Source organism: Aliinostoc sp. HNIBRCY26 (genome assembly GCF_050235535.1).
Taxonomy (GTDB): Bacteria; Cyanobacteriota; Cyanobacteriia; order Cyanobacteriales; family Nostocaceae; genus Trichormus.
Genome location: NZ_CP189852.1, coordinates 6,751,660 through 6,776,786, shown reverse-complemented (window position 1 = coordinate 6,776,786; position 25,127 = coordinate 6,751,660). Strand labels below are relative to the sequence as shown.

26 protein-coding genes are annotated in these 25,127 nt (G+C 41.3%); 14 read left to right on the top strand and 12 right to left on the bottom strand.

What is annotated here, in order from left to right:
* Positions 1-53 precede the first annotated feature (53 nt).
* The 5 genes from ACQFX9_RS28570 to ACQFX9_RS28550 all read left to right on the top strand — a co-directional run bounded on the left by ACQFX9_RS28570 (position 54) and on the right by ACQFX9_RS28550 (position 4,473).
* A complete protein-coding gene (locus ACQFX9_RS28570) occupies positions 54-572 on the top strand; it encodes a phycocyanin subunit beta (RefSeq protein WP_103138957.1) in 519 nt (172 codons plus the stop codon).
* A gap of 90 nt (positions 573-662) precedes the next feature.
* Entirely contained in the window at positions 663-1,151 is a 489-nt protein-coding gene (gene cpcA / locus ACQFX9_RS28565) for a phycocyanin subunit alpha (protein WP_236141997.1), read from the top strand.
* Positions 1,152-1,342: 191 nt separating this feature from the next.
* On the top strand, positions 1,343-2,170 hold the full coding sequence (locus tag ACQFX9_RS28560; RefSeq protein ID WP_427159885.1) for a HEAT repeat domain-containing protein: 828 nt from the start codon (positions 1,343-1,345) through the stop codon (positions 2,168-2,170).
* Between the two features lie 60 nt (positions 2,171-2,230).
* Positions 2,231-3,049 carry a HEAT repeat domain-containing protein gene (locus ACQFX9_RS28555; RefSeq protein ID WP_427159884.1) on the top strand — a complete coding sequence of 273 codons (819 nt, stop codon included), beginning with the start codon at positions 2,231-2,233 and terminating at the stop codon, positions 3,047-3,049.
* A gap of 236 nt (positions 3,050-3,285) precedes the next feature.
* Positions 3,286-4,473, top strand: a complete 1,188-nt coding sequence (locus ACQFX9_RS28550; protein WP_427159883.1) for an RNA-guided endonuclease InsQ/TnpB family protein — start codon at positions 3,286-3,288, stop codon at positions 4,471-4,473.
* Positions 4,474-4,663: 190 nt separating this feature from the next.
* Here the strand turns inward: ACQFX9_RS28550 and ACQFX9_RS28545 are convergent, their stop codons facing one another.
* From ACQFX9_RS28545 to ACQFX9_RS28535, 3 genes are all read right to left on the bottom strand, one after another.
* Positions 4,664-5,530 carry a phycobilisome rod-core linker polypeptide gene (locus ACQFX9_RS28545; protein ID WP_427159882.1) on the bottom strand — a complete coding sequence of 289 codons (867 nt, stop codon included), beginning with the start codon at positions 5,528-5,530 and terminating at the stop codon, positions 4,664-4,666.
* 480 nt (positions 5,531-6,010) lie between these two features.
* Positions 6,011-6,502, bottom strand: a complete 492-nt coding sequence (gene cpcA / locus ACQFX9_RS28540; RefSeq protein WP_103138950.1) for a phycocyanin subunit alpha — start codon at positions 6,500-6,502, stop codon at positions 6,011-6,013.
* Positions 6,503-6,614: 112 nt separating this feature from the next.
* Positions 6,615-7,136, bottom strand: coding sequence for a phycocyanin subunit beta (locus ACQFX9_RS28535; protein ID WP_308418364.1), 522 nt, complete (start codon positions 7,134-7,136; stop codon positions 6,615-6,617).
* A 747-nt stretch (positions 7,137-7,883) separates the two neighbouring features.
* Here ACQFX9_RS28535 and ACQFX9_RS28530 point away from each other — a divergent pair.
* From ACQFX9_RS28530 to ACQFX9_RS28515, 4 genes are all read left to right on the top strand, one after another.
* Entirely contained in the window at positions 7,884-8,264 is a 381-nt protein-coding gene (locus tag ACQFX9_RS28530) for a nuclear transport factor 2 family protein (RefSeq protein WP_427159881.1), read from the top strand.
* Positions 8,265-8,550: 286 nt separating this feature from the next.
* Entirely contained in the window at positions 8,551-8,790 is a 240-nt protein-coding gene (locus ACQFX9_RS28525; RefSeq protein WP_427159880.1) for a hypothetical protein, read from the top strand.
* Between the two features lie 15 nt (positions 8,791-8,805).
* On the top strand, positions 8,806-9,726 hold the full coding sequence (locus tag ACQFX9_RS28520) for a HEAT repeat domain-containing protein (RefSeq protein WP_427159879.1): 921 nt from the start codon (positions 8,806-8,808) through the stop codon (positions 9,724-9,726).
* A gap of 142 nt (positions 9,727-9,868) precedes the next feature.
* A complete protein-coding gene (locus tag ACQFX9_RS28515) occupies positions 9,869-10,786 on the top strand; it encodes an ATP adenylyltransferase family protein (RefSeq protein ID WP_427159878.1) in 918 nt (305 codons plus the stop codon).
* A gap of 44 nt (positions 10,787-10,830) precedes the next feature.
* Here ACQFX9_RS28515 and ACQFX9_RS28510 read toward each other — a convergent pair whose 3' ends face one another.
* The 4 genes from ACQFX9_RS28510 to ACQFX9_RS28495 all read right to left on the bottom strand — a co-directional run bounded on the left by ACQFX9_RS28510 (position 10,831) and on the right by ACQFX9_RS28495 (position 14,534).
* Positions 10,831-11,322 carry a PEP-CTERM sorting domain-containing protein gene (locus ACQFX9_RS28510; protein WP_427159877.1) on the bottom strand — a complete coding sequence of 164 codons (492 nt, stop codon included), beginning with the start codon at positions 11,320-11,322 and terminating at the stop codon, positions 10,831-10,833.
* Positions 11,323-11,402: 80 nt separating this feature from the next.
* Positions 11,403-13,319, bottom strand: a complete 1,917-nt coding sequence (locus ACQFX9_RS28505) for an alkaline phosphatase (RefSeq protein WP_427159876.1) — start codon at positions 13,317-13,319, stop codon at positions 11,403-11,405.
* A 283-nt stretch (positions 13,320-13,602) separates the two neighbouring features.
* A complete protein-coding gene (locus ACQFX9_RS28500) occupies positions 13,603-13,809 on the bottom strand; it encodes a hypothetical protein (RefSeq protein ID WP_427159875.1) in 207 nt (68 codons plus the stop codon).
* Positions 13,806-14,534 carry a cation diffusion facilitator family transporter gene (locus ACQFX9_RS28495; protein ID WP_427159874.1) on the bottom strand — a complete coding sequence of 243 codons (729 nt, stop codon included), beginning with the start codon at positions 14,532-14,534 and terminating at the stop codon, positions 13,806-13,808. The genes ACQFX9_RS28500 and ACQFX9_RS28495 overlap by 4 nt, the downstream gene beginning before the upstream one ends.
* A gap of 545 nt (positions 14,535-15,079) precedes the next feature.
* Between ACQFX9_RS28495 and ACQFX9_RS28490 the strand changes: the two genes are divergently transcribed.
* Positions 15,080-16,387, top strand: a complete 1,308-nt coding sequence (locus ACQFX9_RS28490) for a glutamate-5-semialdehyde dehydrogenase (RefSeq protein ID WP_427159873.1) — start codon at positions 15,080-15,082, stop codon at positions 16,385-16,387.
* Here the strand turns inward: ACQFX9_RS28490 and ACQFX9_RS28485 are convergent.
* Entirely contained in the window at positions 16,369-16,449 is an 81-nt protein-coding gene (locus ACQFX9_RS28485) for a hypothetical protein (protein WP_427163025.1), read from the bottom strand. The genes ACQFX9_RS28490 and ACQFX9_RS28485 overlap by 19 nt on opposite strands.
* Positions 16,450-16,696: 247 nt before the next feature.
* Between ACQFX9_RS28485 and ACQFX9_RS28480 the strand changes: the two genes are divergently transcribed.
* On the top strand, positions 16,697-17,491 hold the full coding sequence (locus tag ACQFX9_RS28480; protein ID WP_427159872.1) for a hypothetical protein: 795 nt from the start codon (positions 16,697-16,699) through the stop codon (positions 17,489-17,491).
* A gap of 295 nt (positions 17,492-17,786) precedes the next feature.
* Here ACQFX9_RS28480 and ACQFX9_RS28475 read toward each other — a convergent pair whose 3' ends face one another.
* Together ACQFX9_RS28475 and ACQFX9_RS28470 are read right to left on the bottom strand one after the other, a co-directional pair.
* Positions 17,787-18,122, bottom strand: a complete 336-nt coding sequence (locus ACQFX9_RS28475; RefSeq protein ID WP_427159871.1) for a XisI protein — start codon at positions 18,120-18,122, stop codon at positions 17,787-17,789.
* Positions 18,123-18,135: 13 nt separating this feature from the next.
* Entirely contained in the window at positions 18,136-19,551 is a 1,416-nt protein-coding gene (locus ACQFX9_RS28470) for an isochorismate synthase (protein ID WP_427159870.1), read from the bottom strand.
* 346 nt (positions 19,552-19,897) lie between these two features.
* Between ACQFX9_RS28470 and menA the strand changes: the two genes are divergently transcribed.
* The 3 genes from menA to ACQFX9_RS28455 are packed head-to-tail and all read left to right on the top strand — an operon-like array spanning position 19,898 to position 23,407.
* Positions 19,898-20,803: a 2-carboxy-1,4-naphthoquinone phytyltransferase gene (gene menA / locus ACQFX9_RS28465; protein ID WP_427159869.1), complete on the top strand. Its 906-nt coding sequence runs from the start codon at positions 19,898-19,900 to the stop codon at positions 20,801-20,803.
* Between the two features lie 29 nt (positions 20,804-20,832).
* On the top strand, positions 20,833-22,056 hold the full coding sequence (locus tag ACQFX9_RS28460) for an o-succinylbenzoate synthase (protein ID WP_427159868.1): 1,224 nt from the start codon (positions 20,833-20,835) through the stop codon (positions 22,054-22,056).
* Positions 22,010-23,407, top strand: a complete 1,398-nt coding sequence (locus tag ACQFX9_RS28455) for a 2-succinylbenzoate--CoA ligase (protein WP_427159867.1) — start codon at positions 22,010-22,012, stop codon at positions 23,405-23,407. The genes ACQFX9_RS28460 and ACQFX9_RS28455 overlap by 47 nt, the downstream gene beginning before the upstream one ends.
* A 52-nt stretch (positions 23,408-23,459) precedes the next feature.
* Here ACQFX9_RS28455 and ACQFX9_RS28450 read toward each other — a convergent pair whose 3' ends face one another.
* Together ACQFX9_RS28450 and ACQFX9_RS28445 are read right to left on the bottom strand one after the other, a co-directional pair.
* On the bottom strand, positions 23,460-23,909 hold the full coding sequence (locus tag ACQFX9_RS28450; RefSeq protein ID WP_427159866.1) for an acyl-CoA thioesterase: 450 nt from the start codon (positions 23,907-23,909) through the stop codon (positions 23,460-23,462).
* A gap of 77 nt (positions 23,910-23,986) precedes the next feature.
* Positions 23,987-25,048, bottom strand: a complete 1,062-nt coding sequence (locus tag ACQFX9_RS28445; RefSeq protein WP_427159865.1) for a T3SS effector HopA1 family protein — start codon at positions 25,046-25,048, stop codon at positions 23,987-23,989.
* Positions 25,049-25,127: the final 79 nt, after the last annotated feature.

The window sequence follows — 25,127 nt, the reverse complement described above, 5'->3', positions numbered from 1 at the left end:
TGGCTGTAACCTGAACCAGACTCGAATAAATCCATTACGGAGATTGACGTTATATGTTCGACGCTTTTGCAAAAGTGGTTTCCCAAGCTGACGCACGCGGTGACTATCTCACCACTTCCCAACTAGATGCTCTGAGCGCAATGGTTGCAGATGGCAACAAGCGCATGGACACCGTAAACCGCATCACCAGCAATGCTTCTACAATCGTTGCAAACGCAGCTCGTGCATTGTTCGCAGAACAGCCCGCATTGATCGCACCTGGTGGAAATGCTTACACAAGCCGTCGTATGGCTGCTTGCTTGCGCGACATGGAAATCATCTTACGCTACATCACCTACGCAATCTTCGCTGGTGACGCAAGTGTATTAGACGATCGCTGCCTCAACGGTTTGAAAGAAACCTACTTGGCTTTGGGAACTCCTGGTGCTTCCGTAGCAGTTGGTGTTCAAAAAATGAAGGATGCAGCATTGGCGATCGCTGGTGATACCAATGGTATTACCCGTGGTGACTGCTCTGCATTGATGGCTGAAGTAGCTAGCTACTTTGATAAGGCTGCATCAGCAGTTGCATAAGCCGACTGAGCCAATCATTTAACCCGCCACAAGCGGTTTTGAGTCATCAATAAAATCCTTAAAACAAGATTATTTGGAGAGAATCCGACAATGAAAACCCCTCTAACCGAAGCAGTAGCAGCTGCTGATTCCCAAGGCCGTTTCCTCAGCTCCACCGAAATTCAAATCGCTTTTGGTCGTTTCCGTCAAGCTTCTGCTAGCATCCAAGCTGCTAAAGCATTGACCGAAAAGTCTTCTAGCTTGGCTTCTGGTGCTGCTAACGCAGTTTACCAAAAATTCCCTTACACCACCTCCATGCAAGGGCCTAACTTCGCTTCTACCCAAACAGGTAAAGACAAGTGTGTACGTGACATCGGCTACTACTTGCGGATGATCACCTACTGCTTAGTTGTTGGTGGTACAGGCCCATTGGATGACTACCTCATCAGTGGTATTGCTGAAATCAACCGCACCTTCGACTTGTCTCCTAGCTGGTACATTGAAGCTCTCAAGTACATCAAAGCTAACCATGGTTTGAGCGGTGATCCTGCTGTTGAAGCAAACTCCTACATCGACTACGCTATCAACGCATTAAGCTAATTAGCGATAGTTCTTTGCCCGGAGGGGTATGCAATTGCTGACTCAGGTTAGTTGTTGTTTACTCCTCCGGGCATTGCCGTTTTAAAATTCAAAATTCAAAATTCAAAATTCAAAATTAAGTAAAGTCAGTCTTATATATCTTTTGCGTAATTCCCAGATGTAGCTAAGTAAGCCTCTCCCTATGAAGAGTTATGGATGAAGTCTCTGAAATTCAAAGTGATGGTTCATTAACGGTAGAACAGGCGATCGCCAATCTGCAAGGTGAAGATTTAGGCTTGCGTGTGTATGCTGCTTGGTGGTTGGGACGGTTTCGGGTGAATGAGCCGGCAGCAATTGATGTCTTAATCGCCTCCTTAGAAGATGAGGATGATCGCACAGATGCAGGTGGTTATCCTCTGCGACGTAATGCAGCTAGAGCTTTAGGCAAATTAGGAGACAAGCGAGCTGTTCCAGCATTAATCCACTCGTTACAATGTTCTGATTTTTACGTCCGGGAAGCAGCCGCCCAATCCTTGGAAATGTTGGGGGATTTATCCTGTATTCCCAGATTAATCGAGTTACTTAATGATCAAGTTCCTGGTACATTACCCGCACCAGAACCGCCTCAACTAGCTCAACCCTTTGATGCAATTTTAGAAGCCTTGGGAACTCTCGGCGCACAAGAAGCAATTCCTGACATTTTGCCTTTTCTTGATCATTTTGTTCCTCGCGTGCAGTTTGCCGCCGCCCGTGCTATGTATCAACTGACTCCAGAACCACAATTGGCGAGTCAGTATGGCGATCGCTTAGTGCAAGCCCTGGCTAACGATGATTTGCAACTGCGACGCGCTGTATTAGCAGATTTAGGTGCGATTGGATACTTACCAGCAGCCGATGCGATCGCCCAAACTCTCGCAGAAAATAGCCTCAAGTTAATATCGCTAAAAGGCGTATTAGAAGCACAACTAAAATTCACCACACCCCTAGAACTTTCACCAGGGGCAATCAAAGTCATGACCTTGATGGATGAATTGTTGTAACAGTCCAACCTGAAGACATTAAAATATAGAAGGTAGCAATCATACCTCCCCTCATGACCTATGGCCGATCATCTTTCCTCCTTAATTCGGGCTGTAGAAGCCGCAGACTCTTCTAGTCGTTTGTTGGAAGCAGTACAGAACCTAGCGGCGGCTCGACAAGCAGGAGCAATCCCCACCTTGATTGCAGCCCTCAGCTATAACAATCCAGGAGCAGCAGTAGCCGCAGTTGATGGATTAATTCTATTGGGAGAACCAGCAGTTCCCGCACTCCTAGAGCAACTTGATCGCCACAACTATACCGCTAGAGCCTGGGCAATTCGCGCTCTCGCCGGTATCGGTGATCCCAGGGGATTAGTCACCTTACTAGGAGTCGCTACCGCCGACTTTGCCTTGAGTGTGAGGCGGGCAGCAGCGAGGGGGTTGGGAATGATGAAATGGCATTGGTTTCCAGAAGATTTATTGGAAATTGCCCAAGAAGAAGCATTAGAAGCCTTACTATTTGTGGCGCAGCAGGATGATGAATGGGTGGTACGCTACTCTGCGGTTGTGGGGTTACAAGCCCTAGCGAATGCCATCGCCCCCAGTTATACAGAATGGCGATCGCAAATTCAAGCTCAATTAGAGCAGATGTTAAATAATGATAGCAGTTGGGCAGTCCGGGCGCGTGCTGGCATGGCACAACAGCAGATTCACACCGAGACAGCAAAACAATCACCAGAAATTATAGAACAACCATCGCCACTGTCTGCTACAGATTGGCAAATGATTCTGGATAAACTTTATGAGCGCAAAGGACAAGAAAGACTACTTTTAGCAGAAGGTGATCCGCGTCGTTATCGAGAATTAGCAGGGTCAATCGCTCACCATACTGAAGAATAGCTGTTTCATGTTACAAAAATTAAAAAAGAGTAGCGACTGTCTTGATTTTCAAGATATCTAAGCCCCTCTCCGCGTCGGAGCGAAAAGTCTGAGCGGAGGTTTCCTCCGAACAGAACTTTTCAAGAGAGAGGGGTTTGGGGAGAGGTCGTCGAATTCACGTTAATAAGCTACAGGTTGACTAATTTTCACCAATTTGCAAAGTTAATGGCTACAGATTTAACGGTAAAATGTGAGGTATGGAAAAAGCCTACCGCTACCGTTTTTACCCAACTACCGAGCAAGAACAAATATTGCGCCGGACAATTGGTTGTGTGCGGTTGGTGTTCAACAAGGCTTTGGCAGCGAGAACTGAAACTTGGTATGAAAGACAACAGAAGGTTGATTATGTTCAGTCTTCTGCTATGTTGACGCAGTGGAAAAAACTTGAAGAACTTCAGTTTTTGAACGAGGTTAGCTGTGTACCACTGCAACAAGGCTTGAGACACCTGCAAACAGCATTCACCAACTTCTTTGCTGGCAGGGCAAAATATCCCAACTTTAAAAAGAAGCGTAGCGGTGGTAGTGCAGAGTTTACCAAGTCGGCTTTCCGGTGGAAATGTGGACAAGTCTACTTGGCTAAGTGTTCTGAACCACTGCCAATTAAATGGTCTAGACAGCTTCCCAAGGGATGTGAACCTAGCACCATCACCGTTAGACTTGAACCTTCTGGACGCTGGTTTGTTAGTTTGAGGATTGATGATCCAACAGATGAAAAACTTCAACCAGTTGACACTTCTGTAGGGTTGGATGTCGGGGTGAGTAGCCTTGTTACTCTGAGTACCGGTGAAAAGATTGCTAACCCCAAAGCGTTTGACAAGCACCATCAAAAGTTGAGGAAAGCACAGAAGTCTTTGAGCCGCAAACAGAAAAACTCTTGCAACCGAGATAAAGCTAGGCTCAAAGTTGCTCGTCTTCAGGCTAAAATTTCTGATTCCCGAAAAGACCATCTGCACAAACTGACAACTCGACTGATTCGTGAAAACCAAACGATAGTGGTTGAGGATTTGGCAGTTAAGAACATGGTCAAAAATCCCAAACTCGCCCACGCTATCAGCGATGCTGCATGGGGCGAGTTGGTGAGACAACTGGAGTACAAAGCTCTTTGGTGTGGTCGAACCTTGATAAAGATTGACCGATGGTTTCCTAGTTCTAAACGCTGTGGGAATTGTGGGCATATCGTTGATAAACTGCCGTTGAATATCAGAGAGTGGGACTGTCCCAACTGCGGAACACACCACGACCGAGATATCAACGCCAGTCAGAATATCTTGGCGGTGGGACACACCGTTACAGTCTGTGGAGTGAACATAAGACCTGATGGGCATAAGTCTAAAGGGCAGTTGCGAAAAACCCATAAGGGAAGGAAACAGAAACCTGAATCGTGAGGTTTAGGAATCCCCCGCTACACCCGCAAGGGTTAGCGGTTGGAGGATGTCAATTTGATGCCAACCCGATACTTCAAGGGACTTCCAGAAAATAAATTATTCAATATCTGAGAGAGAATATTTTGATTTTTCCCCCTGCTCCCTGCACCCCTGCCTACCACAGCGATTGTATTGGAAGTCCCTTAGTTCTTTAGAGTGGTGTGATGCTGGCAATTTTCCCATTGCGACGCTGAACTTGTTGGAAATAATTAGAGAGTTCTTCGTAGGGGATAACTACAGCTTGATTGACACGACGCACTTTGGGATAGCCTGGCTGAGAAATACTGGCTACTTCCACACGATACAATCGGCCTCCACCAAACGCTTGTGAGCCTTGAAACGCAGTGCTGGGGGTTTGTCCTCTGGGGGAAGGAAGGTAGGCAAAGCCATTGTTACTACCCGCAGGCGCAATGACTGGTGATGCAGTATTTTTGGCTAATTCACTAGCTAAACGTGCAGACTTACCTGTGATTTGGGAGCGATCGCTGTTGGCGTAACCGCGATAAAGTTGAAAAATCCTGGTAAAGCCTACAGTTTTTTGTCCAGATTGAGTGCTGAATCCCCGATAATAAGGCACTATATTGTCCCCAAAATTGCTTTGATATTCAATAGAGTCAATATAGGAATCAATATCAGCCTCATATCCTTGACTTTGATACAAATCTAAATGATCAGCAATCTCAGATTCATCATAGGGAGCGCGACCGAGCAAATGTTTATAATTGAGTTCTGTAAATCGGCTATGAAAGCTGCTAGAAAAAAACTTTGACTTGTACAAATCAGATTTTGCTAACTGTCTTACAAAATCTTGGACTGTAATATTTTTATTAATCAGCAGTGATTCTAAACTGGTCAAGCGTTCCGATTGTAGTAAATAATCATTACCTAAAACTTGACGATAAATAGCTGTTATTATTTGTTTAATTTCTGCTTGAGTCGCATTAGAACGTAATTCAATCGCCGCAGCGTTACTAAATGCAGAAGTTCCGAGTTTAGATGCTGCCGTCGTAATAGCCATTGCAATATTCTCCTTGTCAAAAGTGCTAGTAGTTAATAAGCCTGTTTTTAACTTATGGATAAGGTGGTGTAGAGGATGTCAAAAATATCCAAAAATTTTTGTTGAAACTTATTTTATCGATGACTAGATAACTAGTTAAAAAGTTTTTTTTAATGATTAGGAAAAAGCCTTGCGTAATAAATTGAAACGTTATAAATACTGTCTACATAAAGATTGTAGGCAATTAAAATTGACCACCAACACAGTGTACATCCAGTATTAAAAACTTTTCCAACTTACCACGCAAATGCTCGACGCTTTTGCAAACTTAACATTCAGTTTTGGTGTAACTAAATTACGGACGGTTTAAAATGTTCTGGTAGTCTTTTTCATCTCAATCGCATAATTACCAAATTCACTTCTCATCCTAGTTACACAAAACTGCAAAACTTATATGGTCAATTAACTCAGCACTCACTGCTGTATTGACGCTGGAAGGTATTAGCTTAAAGCATTGATGACATAATCAATGTAAGAATTAGCTTCCACAGCAGGATCGCCAGTTAAACCATGATTAGCTTTGATATATTTGAGAGCTTCAATGTACCAACTGGGAGATAGTTCAAAGGTACGGTTGATTTCAGCTAAACCAGCAATCAAATAATCATCGATGGGGCCTGTACCACCTACTACTAATCCGTAAGTGATAATCCGCAAATAATAACCGATATCACGAACGCACTTGTCTTTCCCAGTTTGGGAAGAAGCGTAGTTAGAGCCTGGGGTATTGGTGGTGTAGGGAAACTTTTGGTAAACAGCATTAGCAGCACCCTCAGCCAAGCTAGATGCTTTTTTAGAAAGTGTTTTAGCTGCTTCTAAGCTAACAGATGCTTGACGGAAACGACCGAAAGCAACTTGAATTTCGGTGCTACCCAAAAAACGACCTTGGGAATCAGCAGCAACAATTGCTTCAGTTAAGGGTGTTTTTGTCATGGAAAGATTTCTCCTAATTGCTTTTAAAAAATTTGTCAGAATAGACTTCTTGCAAAAGTCGCTGTTTGAGTCTGATGAGACTCTGATGCAAGAGGTCTAGTGTTGTACGGTTTTAAGCTACTGCGGCAGCAGCACGATCAAAATAGGATGCAACTTCAGCAATCAGATTGCTGCAATCACCACGAGTAATTCCGTTGGGGTCGCTAACAATAGCAATGGAAGCTTCTTTTAACTTCTGAATACCAACAGCAACGGAAGCCCCAGGAGTACCCAAAGCCAAATATGTTTCCCGTAATCCGTTGAGGGCGCGGTCATCGAGAACGCTAGCATCCCCAGCAAAAATTGCGTAGGTGACATAACGAAGGATGATTTCCAAATCACGCACACAAGCAGCTGCACGGCGGCTGGTGTAAGCATTTCCACCAGGTGCAATCAGTTGAGGTTGTTCAGCAAACAAAGAACGAGCTGCGTTAGCAACAATTGCAGAGGCGTTGCTAGAAATCCGGTTAACAACATCAACGCGCTTGTTACCGTCTTTTACCAAAGCGATGAGAGCATCTAATTGGCCATCGCTCAAATAGTCTCCTCTGGTGTCAGCTTGGGAAACAACTCTGGAAAAAGCATCCTGCACCATAGTTTTAATCTCCTAAATTTTGATTAATGCGGAATTTATTGATTGAGGGTTGCAGTCAGAAATTGAAAATCCGAGCTTTTACTTTTTATCAAACAGAACATCATGTCTAACTAAGCAATATTTCAATTTCTCAACCACATTAATTTGACGAGAAAGACTAGGCAATTTTTCAAATATTGGAAGTTTTTCTGTCATTAACAAGAGCAATAAACTCTCTAATGATTTGAGTTTATATTGGCTTTGTTTTTTGTTTAACCCTTACAAAATATTTTTATATACTGTTTCGTATAGGATTTTTATTAAGAAATGTTTAGAGAGATTTTAATAGTAGCGAAAAACAAAAACATTATCTGTATTTTCAGGATAATAAAATTTTTAATAATCTAAATATATTCGTTTACAATCAAAACGCAAAGCACAAAATGCTTACACAGCAAGAGATATAATGAATAGTTTATTTGTTCAATGCGATAAATCGATCTAAATTTACTGTCTAATAATATGCTGAAAAATAATGTTAAATTTTCATAATTAAGAGCGTAAATAGATTTTTTTATTCAGAGAATGTATTTGCAAACACTAAAAAAATAGAAAAAAAGCAGTCGTGATTACATTTTTTTCTAAAATATTTACAAACTGTAATAAAAAATATGACTTGATTAAAAACATAGTGGTAAATATTGAGCTAAGTACCATTTCGCAAACCGCTATAATATGCGATCGCCGTAAGTAAGTAGGAAAACAGAGGTGACAAACATTCAAATCGCGCAACAAGCTTTTGAAAATTTAGCCGCAGGATGGGCAACAGGCAATTTTCAGCCCTTCATCGATATGCTGGCAGATGATGTAGTTTTCTGGCTGCCGGTAGGAAAACAGCGAGACACAGGCTTTACATACGAGGATAAACAGCAGCTAATTGCCAGACTCCAAGCGCGGACAGCAGCAGGCGATCGCCTCATCTTCCATCCCCCTGATCACATCACCAGCAATGAAACTACCGTTACCCTAGAATTTGCCAGTCAAGGGACTATGGGAGAGCAACCCTATCAAAGCCGCAATCTCATTTCCTTCGACATCACAGGGGATAAAATTTCCGGCATCCGAGAGTATTTTGGCGACATCGATTGAGAATTTGCTTCATGGTAATTTACAAAGTCTGTGCGATCGCGTTGCTCAATGGTGACGCAATCTGAGAAGATCAAATACAGAGATTTAAAATATAGACCTTTTTTTATGCTGACTTTTCACGTTATGTGGAAAAGCTAACGTGAAACCTAACCCCCTAACCCCCTTCCCTACAAAGGAAGGGGGGAAAATTAAAGCCTCTCTCCTTGTAGGGGAGAGGTTTGGAGAGGGGTTTTTCAAATACCGTCAAAAGTCAGTTTTTTATCACCTTTAGGAAATACATCAAGATATGGCTGATACACAAGAATCCATGCCCATCGAACAGGCAACCCCTGAAGAACTCACCGAAATTATTGCCGAATTAGAACAATATCGAGAAAGATTGGTGAATGATACCCTGTCTATGGCTCAACGCGCCAAAGTGATGAAAGCGCAAGCTATGGCTTATTTAGAGCCGAACTTAGCCCAAATTGATGCCCAAATCCAAGCACTGCGCGATCGTCAAACTGCTCTTTCCTCTGGTAATTAACATAAGGATTTTCTGATGAATCACTCACTTAACTCCGACTCTGCAACAGTGGATCAGCCAGTCCCGCCAGTTAAGACAGAGCAAATTCAATCGGAGAATGATGCCCTAATTGAGAGGGTCAATGAGCAGATTACGATGGGTACCTTTGAAGTCAGCGACCACGTATTAAAACAGTTGGTTGAAGGCTTAGGAGATCCACGGGGTCTAGTACGGTTGCGGTTTGCGGAAACATTGGGTGAAATTGGCGAAGTTGCCACCCCTTTTTTATTAGATGCCTTGGCAAATCATAGCAATGTCGTTGTCCGTCGGGCAGCAGCTAAAACCCTCACAATTATTGCCGATCCGAAAGCTGTACCTAACTTGCTCTATGCCTTCCTCAATGATGAGGATACAGTGGTGAGGGGTTCATCTGTAGGTGCGCTAGCGAGAACTGGAGAAGCCGCAGTACCAAGTTTATTGGAGGTACTAGCATCTAATCAGCCAGAAGATATTAAAGGTCATGCAGCTTGGGCATTAGCGTTTATTGGTTCGGAAGCCGCAGATTATTTATACAAAGCGTTAAATGATGCTTCTGTAGATGTACGGTGTGCGGTAATTGGTGCATTGGGTCACGTAGCCCAAGAACAATCTGATGAAAAGTCCTGTAGTCTCTTGGTTTCGGCATTGACTGACCCAGAAGCATTGATTCGTACCGAAGCCGCAGCCGCACTGGGACAGGTAAATTATTTACCAGCAGTACCGCATTTAATTTTGGCACTCCAAGATACCGACTTAGATGTCAGAAAAGCCGCGATTAACTCTTTAGGGAAAATCGGCGATCGCACCGCGCTAGAACCTTTACAAGCATTACTTGATGATGAACAACAGGTGGTGCGAGTTTTAGCAAAATTAGCGATCGGGCAAATTGAACGTCAGGCGGAAGCTGATGATTGGTAATGGTGATTAATACAGTTATCAGTCACTTGTTCCCTGTCATTGCTTTAATGGCAATGGCAGGAAATTCTATAGGTAATAGCTGAGTAGATTGACATTTCACCTTAAAATCTGGTGAGTGGGGATAAAGCAAACAGACTCAACCATGCCTGACGAAAAAATTGTACTGCAACCTGACACATTGTGGGATAGCGTGAAAGAACGGACGCACCATGCTTTAGAATGCGGTGCGTTGCTCTCCATACCGACAGAATTTGAATTTGTCGAACAGGATGGGGTGAAATTTTTGGTGCGAATTTTATCTAATCTTGTCCGTAAAAATACTGCTAAAAAACAACAAGACAAACAAACCCAATCTAGCGGTAAAGAGTTTAATCCCTTCTTACCCTATGAACAAGATTTATTTGTCGCCGATATCTCAGATACTCATGTCTGTATATTGAATAAATTCAACGTCGTTGACTATCACTTATTAATTATTACTCGCGCTTTTGAAGAGCAGGAAAGCTTACTCACCTTAGCCGATTTTGCCGCTATGTGGGCTTGTTTAGCTGGGATAGATGGTTTAGCTTTCTATAACGCAGGTAAAAATGCGGGTGCAAGTCAACGACATAAACACTTACAGTTAGTACCCCTACCCCTTACACCTTCAGGAATCAAAACGCCTATAGAACCACTTCTAGCTGAGGCTAAATTTGAGGGTGAAATTGGCACCATCCCTGGATTACCGTTTATACACGGCTTTGCTAAGTTAAATCCAGAGTGGGTAGAATCTCCCTTGACAGGTGCTAAGGCAACTTTAGAGATTTATCAAAACTTATTGCAAGCTGTAGGTTTAGGTGCAATTGATGGTGATAGACAATCAGGTGCTTATAACTTACTAGCAACAAGAGAATGGATGCTCATCGTACCGCGATCGCAAGAACATTTCCAATCGATTTCTGTGAACTCATTAGGCTTCGTCGGTGCGATGCTAGTGAGAAACGCATCTGAAATGGAACTTCTCAAACATCAAACCCCAATGAATATTCTGAAAAACGTAGCCAAAAATTATAGTTTGTAGTCAGGACTTTCATCCTAACTACAAAACATCAAACCTGGCGTTATTTAGTTGATTAATTGAGAAAGTTGTTTCTTTCTAACCCAAAATAAACCCAGTCCCACAATCGACAAACCCAGCAGAGAACCTGGTTCTGGAACACGAGTATAGTTTACAGATTGAGTTGCAGTTGCATCAGCATTGAGAAAATTCTCGCTAAATACAGAAAATTGATTTGGTACTACATATTGCAAACCTAATCCCTGTCCCTTGGGAATGTTGCCAGAAAAGTCTGTTAAAACTGCGGCGATAGGATCATCAGCTTCCGTAAAAGTTACGCCATTGTAGTTAGCAAAAATCTTTAAACCTTCTGAAACTGTCACAAATTGATCAGCCGCCGCCTCTTGATCAAAGGAAAAATAGCCTGTAAGAGTCTGATCAAGGTTAGAGAAATTATAGGTGATGTTAGCAGCTTGGGCGGGTGTAATTTCTCCCAAGGTAAACATGAGAGTCGTCCCGGCTGTAGCAACTGCTAGCTTTTTGAGGATGGAGTTAATCATTTTTTTCCTTGGTGAAAGAAGAATTTTTGTAACCCCTTTGTCTATTACGCAGACTAAAAAGGGGTGAAAAAATAGCTTGTTTACAAAGCTGGGCTAGTCAAAGCAGTTTTCATCGCTTGGAAAATGTGGGTTTGGTCAACTACACCCCTCACACCTGGAACGGTGTAAGTATTGCCAGTGCTATCTGTAAACTTGACGCTTTGTCCCAAGGAGCGTGTGAGAGCAGAAGAATAAGCCCCTTGGAAATAAACCGGTACAGGACGTTTAGTGTGACTGCCCCAAAGGTATTTTTGAGTAGGATCAGAACCCCAGAAGTGACCAGCTTCTTGAGGGTTGTGTTTGTTATATGTGGCTTCTTTAGCGTTGTACTTCAACCCTCTAGCTAAATTAGGATTAGCGTTAGGAGTCAGTTTAGATACAAAGTCATTGTTAAGAGTCAGATAGTGGTCATGGTCAGCCGTGACGATGAGTAAATTCTTGCTCCAACCGCCATTTTTATTAACCCAAGTGATGACTTCTTGAACTGCTTTGTCGAAATCATTCATTGTACCAATGAGGTTATCCATATTGTCGTCATGGGCTGACCAATCGATATCACCACCTTCTACCATCAGCCAAAAGCCATCTTTATCTTTACCCAGAACCTTCAAAGCGGCTTTGGTTAAATCAGCTAGTGTGGGGTTTTCGTTAACTTCTCTAGCAACAAAACTAGCGTCTGTTTCTCCCACAGCTAGAGGTCTGACTGTATCTGGATTAGGGCCACTAACTGGATTACCATTAGCATCTAGAACAGGAACACACTCGCTAATAGAACCAGGAATGATTTTCCCTGATGGACAGGTTGCTGGAGTTCCACCCCTCACAACAGAGCTATAAATGGAGAAGTTATCTAAACCTGTGGTGCTGTAGTCACCCTTAGAGGAACTTGTAGGAAGATTTCCATTTTGACCACGCGCACCATATAGACCAAAGAGTTTACCGCCCTGATTGGGGTCAACGTTAGCAGCAGTATTTAATAGGGTTTGAGTAGCGTTTGTCCCACGTTCTAAGAAGGTGTAACCGTAGCGATTGGATGTAGGAGTTGGATTATTTTTCAGGTATTCGTAGGTGTCTTTAGTGATGTATGTATAGTCATAAGCCGGACTGACACCTGTTCTATTTTGCATATCTAGGGGATGACCACCACCTAACAGCACATTAGGTTGGAAGTCCAACAATGTCTGCTGCAAAATACTGTCTTGGTTAGTTTTATTAGGATCGTAAACACTGTCATACTTATTACGACGGTTAACGTAAGAAGCTGCTGCGCCTGGTGTAGCGTGGGTAATGGGTACAGACGTTACCAATCCTGTGGCTTTGCCTTGTTCTTTGGCAATTTCCAAGATGGTTTTCAATTTCTTCTCGTATACATCTACCCCCATTGCGTTGTTATAGCTTTTCACACCGGTATATAGAGTTGTGGCGGTGTTGGCAGAGTCGGGATAGCTGTATTTGATGTACTCTTTGTTGTAACTACCAGGATTAGCCGGGGATAAAGGAATCCAAGGAGCAGGGCCACCTTGGCTGACATCGTAACCAACTAAGTTTCCAGGTTGTGAGCTATTACCATCAGCGCGATCGCCTGGATTAAATGGAGTAGGTTGGAAGGAAAAACCAGGACGAACATTACTCAAGCCTGTGAAGGAATTAGATCCATCCAAAGCCGAGTTACCAGTGAAGTGTGTTTGATTGGTGGGTTCGGTGGGTGTGCTGGCTTGGATGGTTGTGCCGTATGTTGTCACCAATCCATATCCGGTGAGATTTTGGAAGCTCAAACCAGAGCCTTTACCACTGGTATAAAAGGGCGCGCCTTTAGCTAAGGCTGCGGCTCTAGCCATGTTCCAGCCCATACCATCACCAATCATGATGATGACGTTAATACCATTGCCAGCAGCTAAGGCAGATTCAATGGTGGGATTGCCAAACACCAAAAAAATGGCACAAAAAAGGCTCGTCATAGCGAGTGATAGGACTCGCCTGTACTTTTCTAAGTATGAAATCATTGCAGTATGTCTGGGAATAATTTAAATGAGCGCGACACCGATTCTGATACCAATTCAAATTTCCAATTTCCAAAAGTGAGACTCAGCATAGCTTTTAGCGTTTGCTGTTCCCCCCTCTCCTCTGCCTCTTCAGGTGAATTGGTATTCAATACGAAATTTGAAATGACAGTGATAGTCACTCATCACTGTTTTGATATGTTGCTTTTTTTGGGAATAATTGTATTTGGTGAAATCTTAATTATTGATAGAAATTTGGTTCTTCGTGGCTATAGTAAAAGTCTGGATGACCGAAGTCTAAAGATTGTGCCTGAATCTGATTTTGAATTGGCACTGAGGCGGTAACTGGTTGTTGGTTTGGTGTGGTGAAAGAAAATATGATCGCCACCATTAAACCAAAGATAAAACCAGCTAATACACGCCAATGACGTTTCAGTAATGAAATCATCGCACTAGCTCCTCTAAAGTAGGAAATAATAGCTTTTCTGCTTGCTCGCGATCGCCATCAATACAAGTTTCTGGTGATAAATTACAATTACAGTTGATGTCTGTAATTTGACCGCGCAAACACTGTACACTTTGAATTACTAAATAAGCTGCAAATGTGGCTATCAGCACCGCCACAATTAAACTAATCACCCCATCCGCCCAAGTCCAATTTAACCAGATGACGGCGATCGCGGCTAAAACTGCCCCTACAGAACTGGCTACATCCGCTAACAAATGCAGTAAAGCTCCTCTGATGTTGAGGTCATGGTGACTACATCTGTGTAAACACTTGGCATTAAAACCGTTAACAAGTAAACCAATGAGGGCAGTTGTTAACATAGGTACACCATGAATCTCTATGGTAGGAGATTGCAAACGCACCAGAGCTTCTTGAATGATCCAGCCCGCAACGGCTGCTAGGCTCAGTCCGTTAATCAAGGCTGCTAGGACTTCCAAACGATAGCGTCCCAGGATCTGGCGTTGGGATATAGATTGAGATAACCAGGCTGCGATGAGTGCTAAACCTAATGCGGCTACATCAGCAAAAATGTGTTCAGCATCTGCTAACAGAGATAAGCTATGACTCCAAAGTCCCGCCCCTAGTTCTATACAGAAAAAAACGCTCAATAAAACTAAAGCAGTCCAAAGAGCCTGCACTTTCTGTTGCGCTGGAGTTGATGACATTGCAACTGACTCTCTAACTTGATTGGTGCTGGACTCAAATTTTGAGCGTTTCATTGAATGCCCTTGTGCCGATAGCACTATTCTAAATCCCTGAATACCTGTACATTCCTGCGAAAATGTACCAGATGTAAGGTTAACAATTATGTAAGTGAAGTTTAATACGAGATAAAATTTCAGTATTTACCGAAAAATAAAAATGGTTATCATATTCATTTTGATACCAATTTACTGACGAAATAGCCCAAGACACCCACCAAGCCATAGGGTTTGTTGGTGTTAAAGGAATCTTGTCTTTGGCAAAAAATAGTTTATACCAATTCACAATTCGCAATTAGCAATTCGCAATTAAAAAACTTAGATGCAGCAAAACTTTCAGGGTTTACATCTGTATCAGGTTTTTCGTGAAATGGTATTAGTAAGGTGCGTCAGAATGAATATTTTCGTTGTGTAATGAGGTTTCCTCGCACTGACGCACCCTACATCAAAAAGGATAGGATGGGGAAAAGCTGAAAGTTTTGTGCTATCAATCACTGTTTTGTTGAATCATGACTACTCTGCAAGTTGCTTCTTCCCTGACTACTATTGCCCAACAAACCCGCCAAGCTGCTAGTAAATTGGCGATTCTCTCGACTCAGGCAAAAAATCAAGCGATCGCCTCTGTTGCCCAAGCGTTAGAATCAGCCAAGGATGAAATTGTGTCAGCGAATATTGCTGATTGTGAAGCGGCGACTGCTGCGGGTATCGCCAAGCCTCTCTATAAAAGGTTGCAGTTGGATGAACATAAGTTAAGAGATGCGATCGCAGGGGTGCGGGATGTTGGTAAACTAGCTGATCCTGTGGGACAGGTGCAGATTCACCGAGAATTAGATAATGGTTTGGTTTTGAAGCGGGTGACTTGTCCTTTGGGTGTGTTGGGGATTATTTTTGAAGCACGTCCAGAAGCGGCAATTCAAATTGTCTCGTTGGCGATTAAATCTGGTAATGGTGTAATTCTCAAATGTGGGAAGGAAGCTGTACGTTCTTGTGAGGCGATAGTTAAAGCCATTAAACAAGGTTTATCAACAACAGATGTGAGTCCTGATGTGGTGCAATTACTCACAACTAGAGAGGAAACTTTAGAACTTTTAAAGTTAGATAAATATGTAGATTTAATTATTCCTAGAGGTTCTAATTCTTTTGTCAGGTTTGTACAAGAAAATACTCGCATTCCTGTACTTGGTCACGCTGATGGGATTTGTCATTTATATGTAGATCAAGCGGCTGATATTAATAAGGCTGTGCAGATTGCTGTTGATGCCAAAATTCAATATGCGGCGGCTTGTAATGCCATTGAAACTATGTTAGTACATCAAGCGATCGCACCGGAATTTTTACCGCGAGTTGCTGCCGCTTTGCAAGCCGTTGATGTTGAATTACGCGGTGATGAACAGACTTTAAAAGTATTACCGGATATTGCCCCTGCTGTTAAGGCAGACTGGGAAACAGAGTATAGTGATTTGATTTTAGCGGTGAAAGTTGTAGACTCTTTAGAAGATGCGATCGCTCACATTAATGAATATGGTTCTCGTCATACTGATGCGATTGTCACCGAAGATTTAGCGACGGTAGAAACATTTTTTGGCTTAGTTAATTCTGCCGGAGTTTTTCATAATTGTTCCACTCGTTTTGCTGATGGTTTCCGTTATGGTTTTGGTGCGGAAGTGGGAATCAGCACTCAACAAATGCCTCCCCGTGGCCCTGTTGGGTTGGAAGGTTTAGTTACATATAAATATCAATTGACTGGTGATGGACATATTGTTGCTACCTACACCAGTGCAAATGCTAAGGCCTTTACTCATAGAGATTTAGAGTAAATCTCAGCAATTGCAAAGTCAGTATACTGTCTGACATTAACTGGGTGGAAAGCTAGAACAATTTTATCTTTGGGAATTTCGGCACTGATTGTTTAATTAGTCATTATACTTTCAGTGCTGACTTGAAAAAGGGGTGTAGGGGTGTAAGGGTATAGGGGTGTAAGGGAAAGAATTTTTCACATTTTATTGTGTACGCAGTTCATTACGGCTACTTAATCTTGCTTGCCAATACTTAATAAGTATAATTATCATTGTCTCTGAAAAAGCTACTTGCTAAAACTGAAAAAATGCTGTTCAAGTAGCATATTTATGAGAATTATAGAATACACTCCTAATAAACTCACACTACATAGTTCTGCCTTAAAAAATTGGATAATTGGCAGTATTATTACATCTCTGGGAATTGTTATTCCTGTATTATACGCCGGTAAAACTATATATAGCTTTAACTGTAATAGGAACAATAGTGTTAATGGGGGTACTTGCCAGATTCAAGAGATAGATAAATGGGGAACAAAGACACGAAAAATAGTAGTGATGAATGAGTTAAAGGGAGCTAATTTAGAGACTCGAACTTATAGAGTGCGTGGCGGTAGGAGAGTTGATTACAGGATTAATCTAATAACTAAAAATGGTGAAATATACTTTACTAATGGTGATGATAGAGCAAATATGTCTAGTTTAGCTAACCAAATTAATGATTTTATTAATCATCCTCAAGCATCTAATTTACAGGTTCAAGATGTTATGGATGAAACAATACCGATGTACATAATTGGAGGATTATTATTGGTTTACGGCGTATCTTCGATATTTACAGATGATATTATGTGTAGCTTTGACAAAGATAGTGGAGAGTTTTTAATTAGGAGAAAAGGTATACTTGGTAATAGAATTCAATGTGGAGAAAATATTAACATTTCTGACATTCGTGTAGAGCAAAAGAGTAGTTCGCGCAATAGAAAAACTGGTAAAGTGGAAATCACCTACAAACTTAGTCTTATACTTAAATCAGGGGAAAGTCTGCTGTTACATAGTGGTGGTTCTAGTCATCAAAAATACATGGATCTTGAGAAAAATATCCGCCAAATAATTGATATTTAAATATTTCGCGTCTAGATTTAATTACTAAGATAACTTATCTATAGGAATCCGATTTGATTTCCGTTGGCGTAGCCTGCGCTAGCGCATAAAAATTTCAGTATGTGTAGGGTGTGTTAGGCGTAAGCCGTAACGCACCGAAAACTTTGCGGTAGATGCGTTAAGCTGTCGCTAACACATCCTACGTACATTTCAGCAATCAAATATTAGTCCTATATCAGTTAGGTAGGGTGTGTCAGTGCGATAAAACCTAAATATACTGCACCCTAAATTTTGAATATTTTTTATCTCGCAGTTTCTAAGCGATCGCAAAGTCAGTATACTGTCTGACATTAACTGGATGGAAAGCTAAAACAATTCTATCTTTCGGAATGCCGGCACTGACAAGTTCATTCGCAATTCCGGTTTCAGTACCGTCTCTTTGAATCCAAACTTTATCATTGATAATATCGATGTGAATCAGACAACCATGTACACGTTGTTTATTTTCCCATCCTAGTGTGAGGAGTAAATAATGGTTAGCGTTTTCGTCAATAATTAGCTGTCTTTCTAGTTGCCCGTAAGCATAAGGGAGTTGAGAGTATTCGGTTAATATTGTGCGGATAATTTGGCGATAATTATTTAAGATATCCATTCAGTGATTACCTTTAAACTAAAGCCTTTAACAAAGCCTGAAGCTTGAGTTGCACTTCTGCAAATTCGCGTTCAGGATCAGAACCGGCGACGATACCAGCACCAGCGTAAAGTCTAGCGCGATCGCCGTCAATTAGAGCCGAACGAATCCCCACAATAAATTCACAGTTACCTTGGGAGTCTACCCAACCCAAAGGCGCAGCATATAAACCTCTTTCAAAGTTTTCATAATGGCGAATCTCTGCACAGGCGACATCTCTGGCTGCACCGGCGACAGCTGGCGTGGGGTGCAATTGGGCGACAATTTTTAAAGGATGCACATTAGCCGGAACAATTGCCCTAATCGGTGTCCAGAGGTGCTGAATGTTCGATAATTGTCTCAGGCGTGGTGCTAAAACTTGGGGTAATAAACCCAGTTGGGTGAGGCGTTGAGTAATGAAATTCATGACAAGTAAATGTTCATGTCTTTCTTTTTCGCTGTTGAGTAGGCGATTTGCGTTAGCTGCATCTTCTGCTGGGGTTTTCCCTCTGGGTGCAGAACCCGCCAATGCGTCAGTAATTAATTGTTGATGATGAATACTAATTAATCTTTCGGGACTCGCACCAATAAAACTTTGTCCTTTGCCGTTACTGGTAGAAAAGATATAACAATTGGGATGAATTTTTCGCAGATTATTTAGGGAATTAAATAAATTAAAATTCTTATCGGAATTCACATCTAAAACGTCTGCTAAAACAATCTTGCTCAGATGACTAGAATTAATTTTTTCTAAAACTGATACAACCGCATCTTTAAAATGTTCTGTGTTTTTGACTGATTTGTGGGTAAAAATTGCCGGAAAATAATCAATTTTTGGCGAATAATGCTTTAAAGAACGGATATTTTCTATTTTATGGCTGATTGTTTGTAAAAATAACTGAATATTAAAATTATCATTGATAAAAGTATTAATTATTAAATTACATTGCTCATTTTTGACAGAAATTTGCCAACGTGGTAAGAAAACTGTCGCCGCAGGAAAAGGATAATCATCTGAGTGGTGTTGATCAAAAAAGCTAAAGTAGCAAAAAAAGTGCGGGCCTGTAAAATCTGCGTTTGAATCACCAAACGTCATGATGTTTTTCAGGTGAGATTGAATAAAATACTCAGCTTGATGAAATCTGTCTTTACCATTAATCTGGATTTTCTTCACCGCGTCGATAGCTGCGATCGCCTCGCCTTTGCTTTTATTCTCAAAGTAAAAATTTATTTCATTTGCTTGCGCTAATTTATCTAATACTATCAAAGGATCTACCAAATCAATTGATAGAGAAATGCTGACAATTTGCCCACAATTATTTTTGAGGCAATTTTCTTGAACATCTGACAAAAATTGGTAGAGGTCTTTTTGTTTTACAGCAAAGCTACTACGACATGGTGAAACTGTCATAAATCTAGAAATAGTAAATTTTTTTTAAGTTATCTTCCTAAAGTGTAATTAAACATGGTCGTATTTCTACAGGTAGCATATTCAGTCACCATTTCACCAGAGTATGACTTGCTTTGTTTTTGGTGTTCCTCAACCCTGATCAGGGAGGCTGATTGTTTGTCTACCAATAAAAAAATGTAAAATTTGCCACCGGGAGGTTAAAGAGTTGTAACATATTACTCAGTTCTTGAGTGAGTAGATAGCTAACTTTCAACTAATACACTGAACTAAAGAGAAAGTATATTACGTATCACTCAGCCCAAATAAATTATGAGTAAATTTTTGATAGTTTAAGTAATCAGGACTGATGACTACAAAACAAATTTCCCGTCCCAAGAGTAAATTATGGATGGCGGCAATTAAACCGCCGATGTACAGCGTAGCTATTATGCCAATTTGGGTTGGAACGTCTGTAGCATTTGCAGAGACTAAAAGTTTTAATGTAGGAATATTTTCTACTTTTGTTTTAGCCGCAATTTTGATTCTGGCATGGGAAAATATCAGTAATGATGTGTTTGATTCAGAGACAGGTATTGATATAAATAAACACCACTCGCTGGTGAATTTAACTGGTAAGAAGAATTTAGTATTTTGGTTAGGAAACCTGTGTTTAATAGCAGGTTTATTGGGGATATTAGCGATCGCCATTTGGCAACAAGATCCCACAGTCATTGGCATAATTCTCCTATGCTGCGGTTTAGGCTATATGTACCAAGGGCCGCCTTTCCGTCTAGGATACCAAGGTTTAGGCGAAATTCTTTGCTTTTTTGCCTTTGGGCCTTTGGGCATCACCGCCGCCTACTACAGTCAAACCAAAACTTGGTCACTCACTGGTTTAGCTGTCTCCATTATTGTGGGGATTGTCACCAGTTTGATTTTATATTGCTCACACTTTCACCAAGTTAAAGACGATATCGCCGCCGGTAAAAAATCGCCCATTGTGCGTTTAGGTACAGCCAGAGGTGCAGAAGTCCTGACTTGGTTTACCGCTAGCATTTACCCATTCACCGCACTGTTTGTATTATTGGGAGTTTTCCCAGTATGGACGCTTCTTAGCTGGCTAAGTCTTCCCTACGCCTTCAAATTGTGTCGCCATGTCCAAGAAAATCATGACTACCCCGAAAAAGTAAGCAATTGTAAATTCATCGCCGTAGCCGTACATTTTTGGAGTTGCTTGTTATTGGGTGTAGGCTTTGCGATCGCAGGCTTCTAAAGGCAAAAGGCAGAAGGTAAAAGAAAGTAATGCCCAGTCCCCAATCCCCAGTCCCCAATCCCCAGTCCCCAGTCCCCAATCCCCAGTCCCCAAACTACCAATTTGAATTTCGTACAATATCGCGGAAATTTGCGCGATCGCTGGTTACTAGTCACGGAATTTGGGATACTCGCGAAGCCATTATTCTCAGATTGTGTGATGCCAATGGGAATGTCGGTTGGGGAGAAATCGCCCCTATTAGTTGGTTTGGTTCGGAAAATCTCGAACAAGCTTTAGATTTCTGTCGCCAACTCCCCCCAAAAATTACAGCCACAACAATTTTCTCCATCCCTGATCATTTACCCGCTTGTCAATTCGGCTTTGAATCGGCGTTGGAGGGATTGGGGATAAATCAATTCAAAATTCAAAATTCAAAATTCAAAATTCCAGAATGGGGATTGGGGACTGGGGACAAGGGAGACAAAGGAGACAAAGGAGACAAAGGAGACAAAGGAGACAAGGTAGACAAGGTAGACAGTATTTCTCATACCCCTTGCCCCCTGCCCCCTGCCCCCTACCTAATTCCCAATGCCCGATTCCCAATGCCCAATCTCCAATACAGTGCTTTACTCCCCGCCGGGGAAGCAGCGTTAAATCAATGGCAAACTCTTTGGCAGGAAGGATATCGCACTTTTAAGTGGAAGATTGGCGTAGATGATATTAGTCAGGAATTACAAATATTTGATTTACTGATACAAGCTTTACCCAACTCTGCCAAACTGCGTTTAGATGCTAACGGTGGCTTGAATTATGAACAGGCGCAATTATGGTTAGAGACTTGTGATTATTGGCGAAAACATCCCCAATCCCAGATTGAAATTGAATTTATTGAACAACCGTTAGCTGTAACAGATTTTTTCCAGATGGTGGCATTGAGTCAATCTTATGATACTGTGATCGCCCTAGATGAATCTGTCGCCACACTCCCACAATTGAAGACTTGTTACGAACAAGGTTGGCGAGGAATCTTTGTGATTAAACCAGCCATTGCGGGTTATCCGTCACGCCTGCGAAAATTTTGCCAACAGTATGAAATTGACGCAGTATTTTCATCGGTATTTGAAACTGCGATCGCTAGATTTGCTGCACTCAAGTTAGCAGCAGAATTATCTCACAAAAACAGGGCTGTTGGTTTTGGCATCAATCACTTTTTTACCCAAGTAGAAGATGACACCTGGCTACAAAATTTCTTTTCAAGAACTAATTCACCATGATTTGCTAATTGGTGGAGATAACCAAGCACTCCGGCAAATCGCCACCAAAATTTACACCGAACTCACCCAATTATCTCAGCTTCATCACCCATTAAAAATCATCATAGCTGAACGCGAACCAGTCAAATTTTTAGCTAGTTTCATCGCTGCCCATGCAGCAAACTGTCAAGTCTTCTTATGTAATCCCGATTGGGGAAAACAAGAATGGGATCAAGTAATTACCCTAGTCAAACCCGACATTATCTTAGCCACAGAAACCTTACCCACATTCTCCCATGCCCCATGCCCTCCCCATTCCCAATTCCCCATGCCCCATTCCCTAATCATGATTCCCACCGGTGGTTCATCGGGACAAATTAAATTTGCGATGCACACTTGGGACACTCTCACAGAATCAGTACAGGGATTTCAAGAATATTTTCAGCTACAACAAATTAATTCATTTTGTGTTTTACCTTTATATCACGTTAGCGGTTTCATGCAATTTATGCGCGCCGTGATTACTGGCGGCAAACTCGTAATTCTGCCATTTAAATCAATAGAATTAGCCCCAAATTACCAGATTAATCCTCAAGAATTTTTTATATCTTTAGTACCGACACAATTACAAAGACTGCTGCAAACTCAAGAATTAACTAAATGGTTAACTAAATTTCAAACTGTTCTTTTAGGTGGTGCGCCTGCGTGGGAGGAATTATTAGCAAAAGCTAAATTTCACGGTATCCGTTTAGCACCAACCTATGGTATGACAGAAACAGCCTCTCAAATTGTCACACTTAAGCCTGATGATTTTCTAAATGGTAAAATTAGTAGTGGTCAAATTCTTCCCCATGCTCAAGTTAAGATTCGCAACAATCAAGGGGAAGTTTTACCAGCTAATACAATAGGCCACATCACCATTCAAGCTAAATCTTTAGCCCTGGGTTACTACCCCAATTTTTGGCATGAGCAAGATAATTTTGCTGTAGATGATTTAGGCTTTTTGGATGAACAAGGCTATTTAAAAATAGTAGGACGTAATAGCGATAAAATTATCTCCGGTGGAGAAAATATTTATCCTATAGAAATCGAGTCAGCTATCCTACAAACACAAATGGTTAATGATGTGTGTGTAATTGGTGTGCCTGATCAAGATTGGGGACAAGCATTAACAGCAATTTATGTTCCTAAAAAGATAGAAATTAGTGCGGAAGATATGAAAACCGCACTCAAAAATCAACTCAGCAAATTTAAAATTCCTAAACACTGGATTCCTCTAGAAACTTTACCCCGTAACACCCAAGGTAAAATTAACCGTCAAACATTACAAAGAATAGCTACAGAATTTTTGCGAACCCATAAGGTTGACTAAGATTTCCAACATCTGGAAGACTTTGGTAACTCAAACCTATTCTCAATTCTCGTTATGAAATAACTTCTCTAGCTTTTCTTCTTTCTGCTTCTTCTATTTCTCGGCGATTTCTTTCTAACCAATGGATAATATTAGTGGGTAATGCTTGCTTATTGCGGGTATTGGCATCAATACAAACGTGGCGAGTTATTGCCTTAGCTACTACTACGTCAGATGAGAAAATTTCATAGTTAATTTCAAATTTTTCTGTCCCGATTTTTTGGGGCATTAAATTCACTAATAATTTGTCTCCACAAAATATAGGACGCAGAAAATCAACGCTAGCGTGAACTATAGGGAAACCCACTTGAGGGTGAGTAAAAAAGTCTTTGAGATTGATCCCTGATTTGTTTAGGGATTCCTCATAGGCTTCGTGACAAATACTCAGGAGATTGGCGAAGTAGACTACACCTGCTGCATCTGTATCTTGAAAGCGAACAGTGCGATGATAACTAAAAGACATAAATAAATTTCAACAATAAAAAATAGCAGGTATTAAGCCTGCTCTCATGGTTAATTCTACTGCAACGTCAACACAAATTACTTGATGGGTGAATATATATCTTGAGAAGTAGGGTTGAGGTAGGGACGCTGTAAATCAATGGCATGATCTTGAAAATGTTGCTGAATAGCTTTCATTCTTTCTTCCACAGCATTTTTACCTGTTTGCCAAGCATCTAGCAACGCATTTGCTAAGATTTGACAACGATTCATCCCAAAACTTTCTTGTGCGGTAAATTTTTGAGTCGGTTCTTCTGCTAATCCTAAACCTGGTGCTAGAAACTTGGTAAATAAGGGAATTTCTGGACGGAAATAAGCTTGATTTTCTTGGTAGACAAATTGCAAAATTTTGTGAATTGCTGGATAGTCGTGACTCTCAAAGTAGAGTACCCCAGCATCATAACGTTCATAGGCACTGGGGTTATAAAGAACTTGAAAGGTAAAAGGAATAGTATGGATGTTGAGTTGCTGGGTGAGACTATCCATCAGCGCGATCGCACCGTCTGCACTAAAATTAAAATAGATTCTCCCAGTGCCTAAATTAACATCTGGATTACCTTGCTGTTGTCCTACATCACTCACAGCTAAATAATAGCCATTTTGCAAGCGATTATTCGGCATCCAAATTGCGACTGATTCCCCGACTTGGGCAGATTTTCTTCCTGGTTTGAGATGACAATCAGGCTCAATATATAAAGTTAACCCATCTTTAGTCACTGCCATACTACCATCGGGTTCTTTTCGCAGCACTTCCCAACTGGGATCAAAATAACCTTTACCATGATTGTTGGCTTGCAGTTGTTCGTAAAATTCCCAGTCAATATCGACAACCGAATTAGTGGCTAAATTCTGAGGTAATTGATAATTATTATTACTACCATTAATAGCTAAACTGTTTTGTAGCGCACCGTTGTAATAGATACCGTAAAGAAAATTTCTTAATAATAAATTGAGATATTTATATTGTAGATCAGGCGAATTTTGTTGAAATCTATCTGCTACTTTCGTTGGCAAAGCAAAGGGCTGATAGTTAGGATGATATATACAAAAGTTTGGCTCAATGTGGATATTGGCAGCAATATCTCTCAATGAATTTAGCATTTTTCCAGGAGAGTTAAGTTAACATTAATCAAACGCCCGACGACAAAGGAAAATAAATACTGTTTGCATCACTTTCCTT

Bases quoted from the DNA above. Each gene is read 5' to 3' on its own strand.
- ACQFX9_RS28570 (WP_103138957.1), top strand. From the start codon at position 54: ATGTTCGACGCTTTTGCAAAAGTGGTTTCCCAAGCTGACGCACGCGGT.
- cpcA (WP_236141997.1), top strand. From the start codon at position 663: ATGAAAACCCCTCTAACCGAAGCAGTAGCAGCTGCTGATTCCCAAGGC.
- ACQFX9_RS28560 (WP_427159885.1), top strand. From the start codon at position 1,343: ATGGATGAAGTCTCTGAAATTCAAAGTGATGGTTCATTAACGGTAGAA.
- ACQFX9_RS28555 (WP_427159884.1), top strand. From the start codon at position 2,231: ATGGCCGATCATCTTTCCTCCTTAATTCGGGCTGTAGAAGCCGCAGAC.
- ACQFX9_RS28550 (WP_427159883.1), top strand. From the start codon at position 3,286: ATGGAAAAAGCCTACCGCTACCGTTTTTACCCAACTACCGAGCAAGAA.
- ACQFX9_RS28545 (WP_427159882.1), bottom strand. From the start codon at position 5,530: ATGGCTATTACGACGGCAGCATCTAAACTCGGAACTTCTGCATTTAGT.
- cpcA (WP_103138950.1), bottom strand. From the start codon at position 6,502: ATGACAAAAACACCCTTAACTGAAGCAATTGTTGCTGCTGATTCCCAA.
- ACQFX9_RS28535 (WP_308418364.1), bottom strand. From the start codon at position 7,136: ATGGTGCAGGATGCTTTTTCCAGAGTTGTTTCCCAAGCTGACACCAGA.
- ACQFX9_RS28525 (WP_427159880.1), top strand. From the start codon at position 8,551: ATGGCTGATACACAAGAATCCATGCCCATCGAACAGGCAACCCCTGAA.
- ACQFX9_RS28520 (WP_427159879.1), top strand. From the start codon at position 8,806: ATGAATCACTCACTTAACTCCGACTCTGCAACAGTGGATCAGCCAGTC.
- ACQFX9_RS28515 (WP_427159878.1), top strand. From the start codon at position 9,869: ATGCCTGACGAAAAAATTGTACTGCAACCTGACACATTGTGGGATAGC.
- ACQFX9_RS28510 (WP_427159877.1), bottom strand. From the start codon at position 11,322: ATGATTAACTCCATCCTCAAAAAGCTAGCAGTTGCTACAGCCGGGACG.
- ACQFX9_RS28505 (WP_427159876.1), bottom strand. From the start codon at position 13,319: ATGACGAGCCTTTTTTGTGCCATTTTTTTGGTGTTTGGCAATCCCACC.
- ACQFX9_RS28500 (WP_427159875.1), bottom strand. From the start codon at position 13,809: ATGATTTCATTACTGAAACGTCATTGGCGTGTATTAGCTGGTTTTATC.
- ACQFX9_RS28495 (WP_427159874.1), bottom strand. From the start codon at position 14,534: ATGTCATCAACTCCAGCGCAACAGAAAGTGCAGGCTCTTTGGACTGCT.
- ACQFX9_RS28490 (WP_427159873.1), top strand. From the start codon at position 15,080: ATGACTACTCTGCAAGTTGCTTCTTCCCTGACTACTATTGCCCAACAA.
- ACQFX9_RS28480 (WP_427159872.1), top strand. From the start codon at position 16,697: ATGAGAATTATAGAATACACTCCTAATAAACTCACACTACATAGTTCT.
- ACQFX9_RS28475 (WP_427159871.1), bottom strand. From the start codon at position 18,122: ATGGATATCTTAAATAATTATCGCCAAATTATCCGCACAATATTAACC.
- ACQFX9_RS28470 (WP_427159870.1), bottom strand. From the start codon at position 19,551: ATGACAGTTTCACCATGTCGTAGTAGCTTTGCTGTAAAACAAAAAGAC.
- menA (WP_427159869.1), top strand. From the start codon at position 19,898: ATGACTACAAAACAAATTTCCCGTCCCAAGAGTAAATTATGGATGGCG.
- ACQFX9_RS28460 (WP_427159868.1), top strand. From the start codon at position 20,833: ATGCCCAGTCCCCAATCCCCAGTCCCCAATCCCCAGTCCCCAGTCCCC.
- ACQFX9_RS28455 (WP_427159867.1), top strand. From the start codon at position 22,010: ATGACACCTGGCTACAAAATTTCTTTTCAAGAACTAATTCACCATGAT.
- ACQFX9_RS28450 (WP_427159866.1), bottom strand. From the start codon at position 23,909: ATGTCTTTTAGTTATCATCGCACTGTTCGCTTTCAAGATACAGATGCA.
- ACQFX9_RS28445 (WP_427159865.1), bottom strand. From the start codon at position 25,048: ATGCTAAATTCATTGAGAGATATTGCTGCCAATATCCACATTGAGCCA.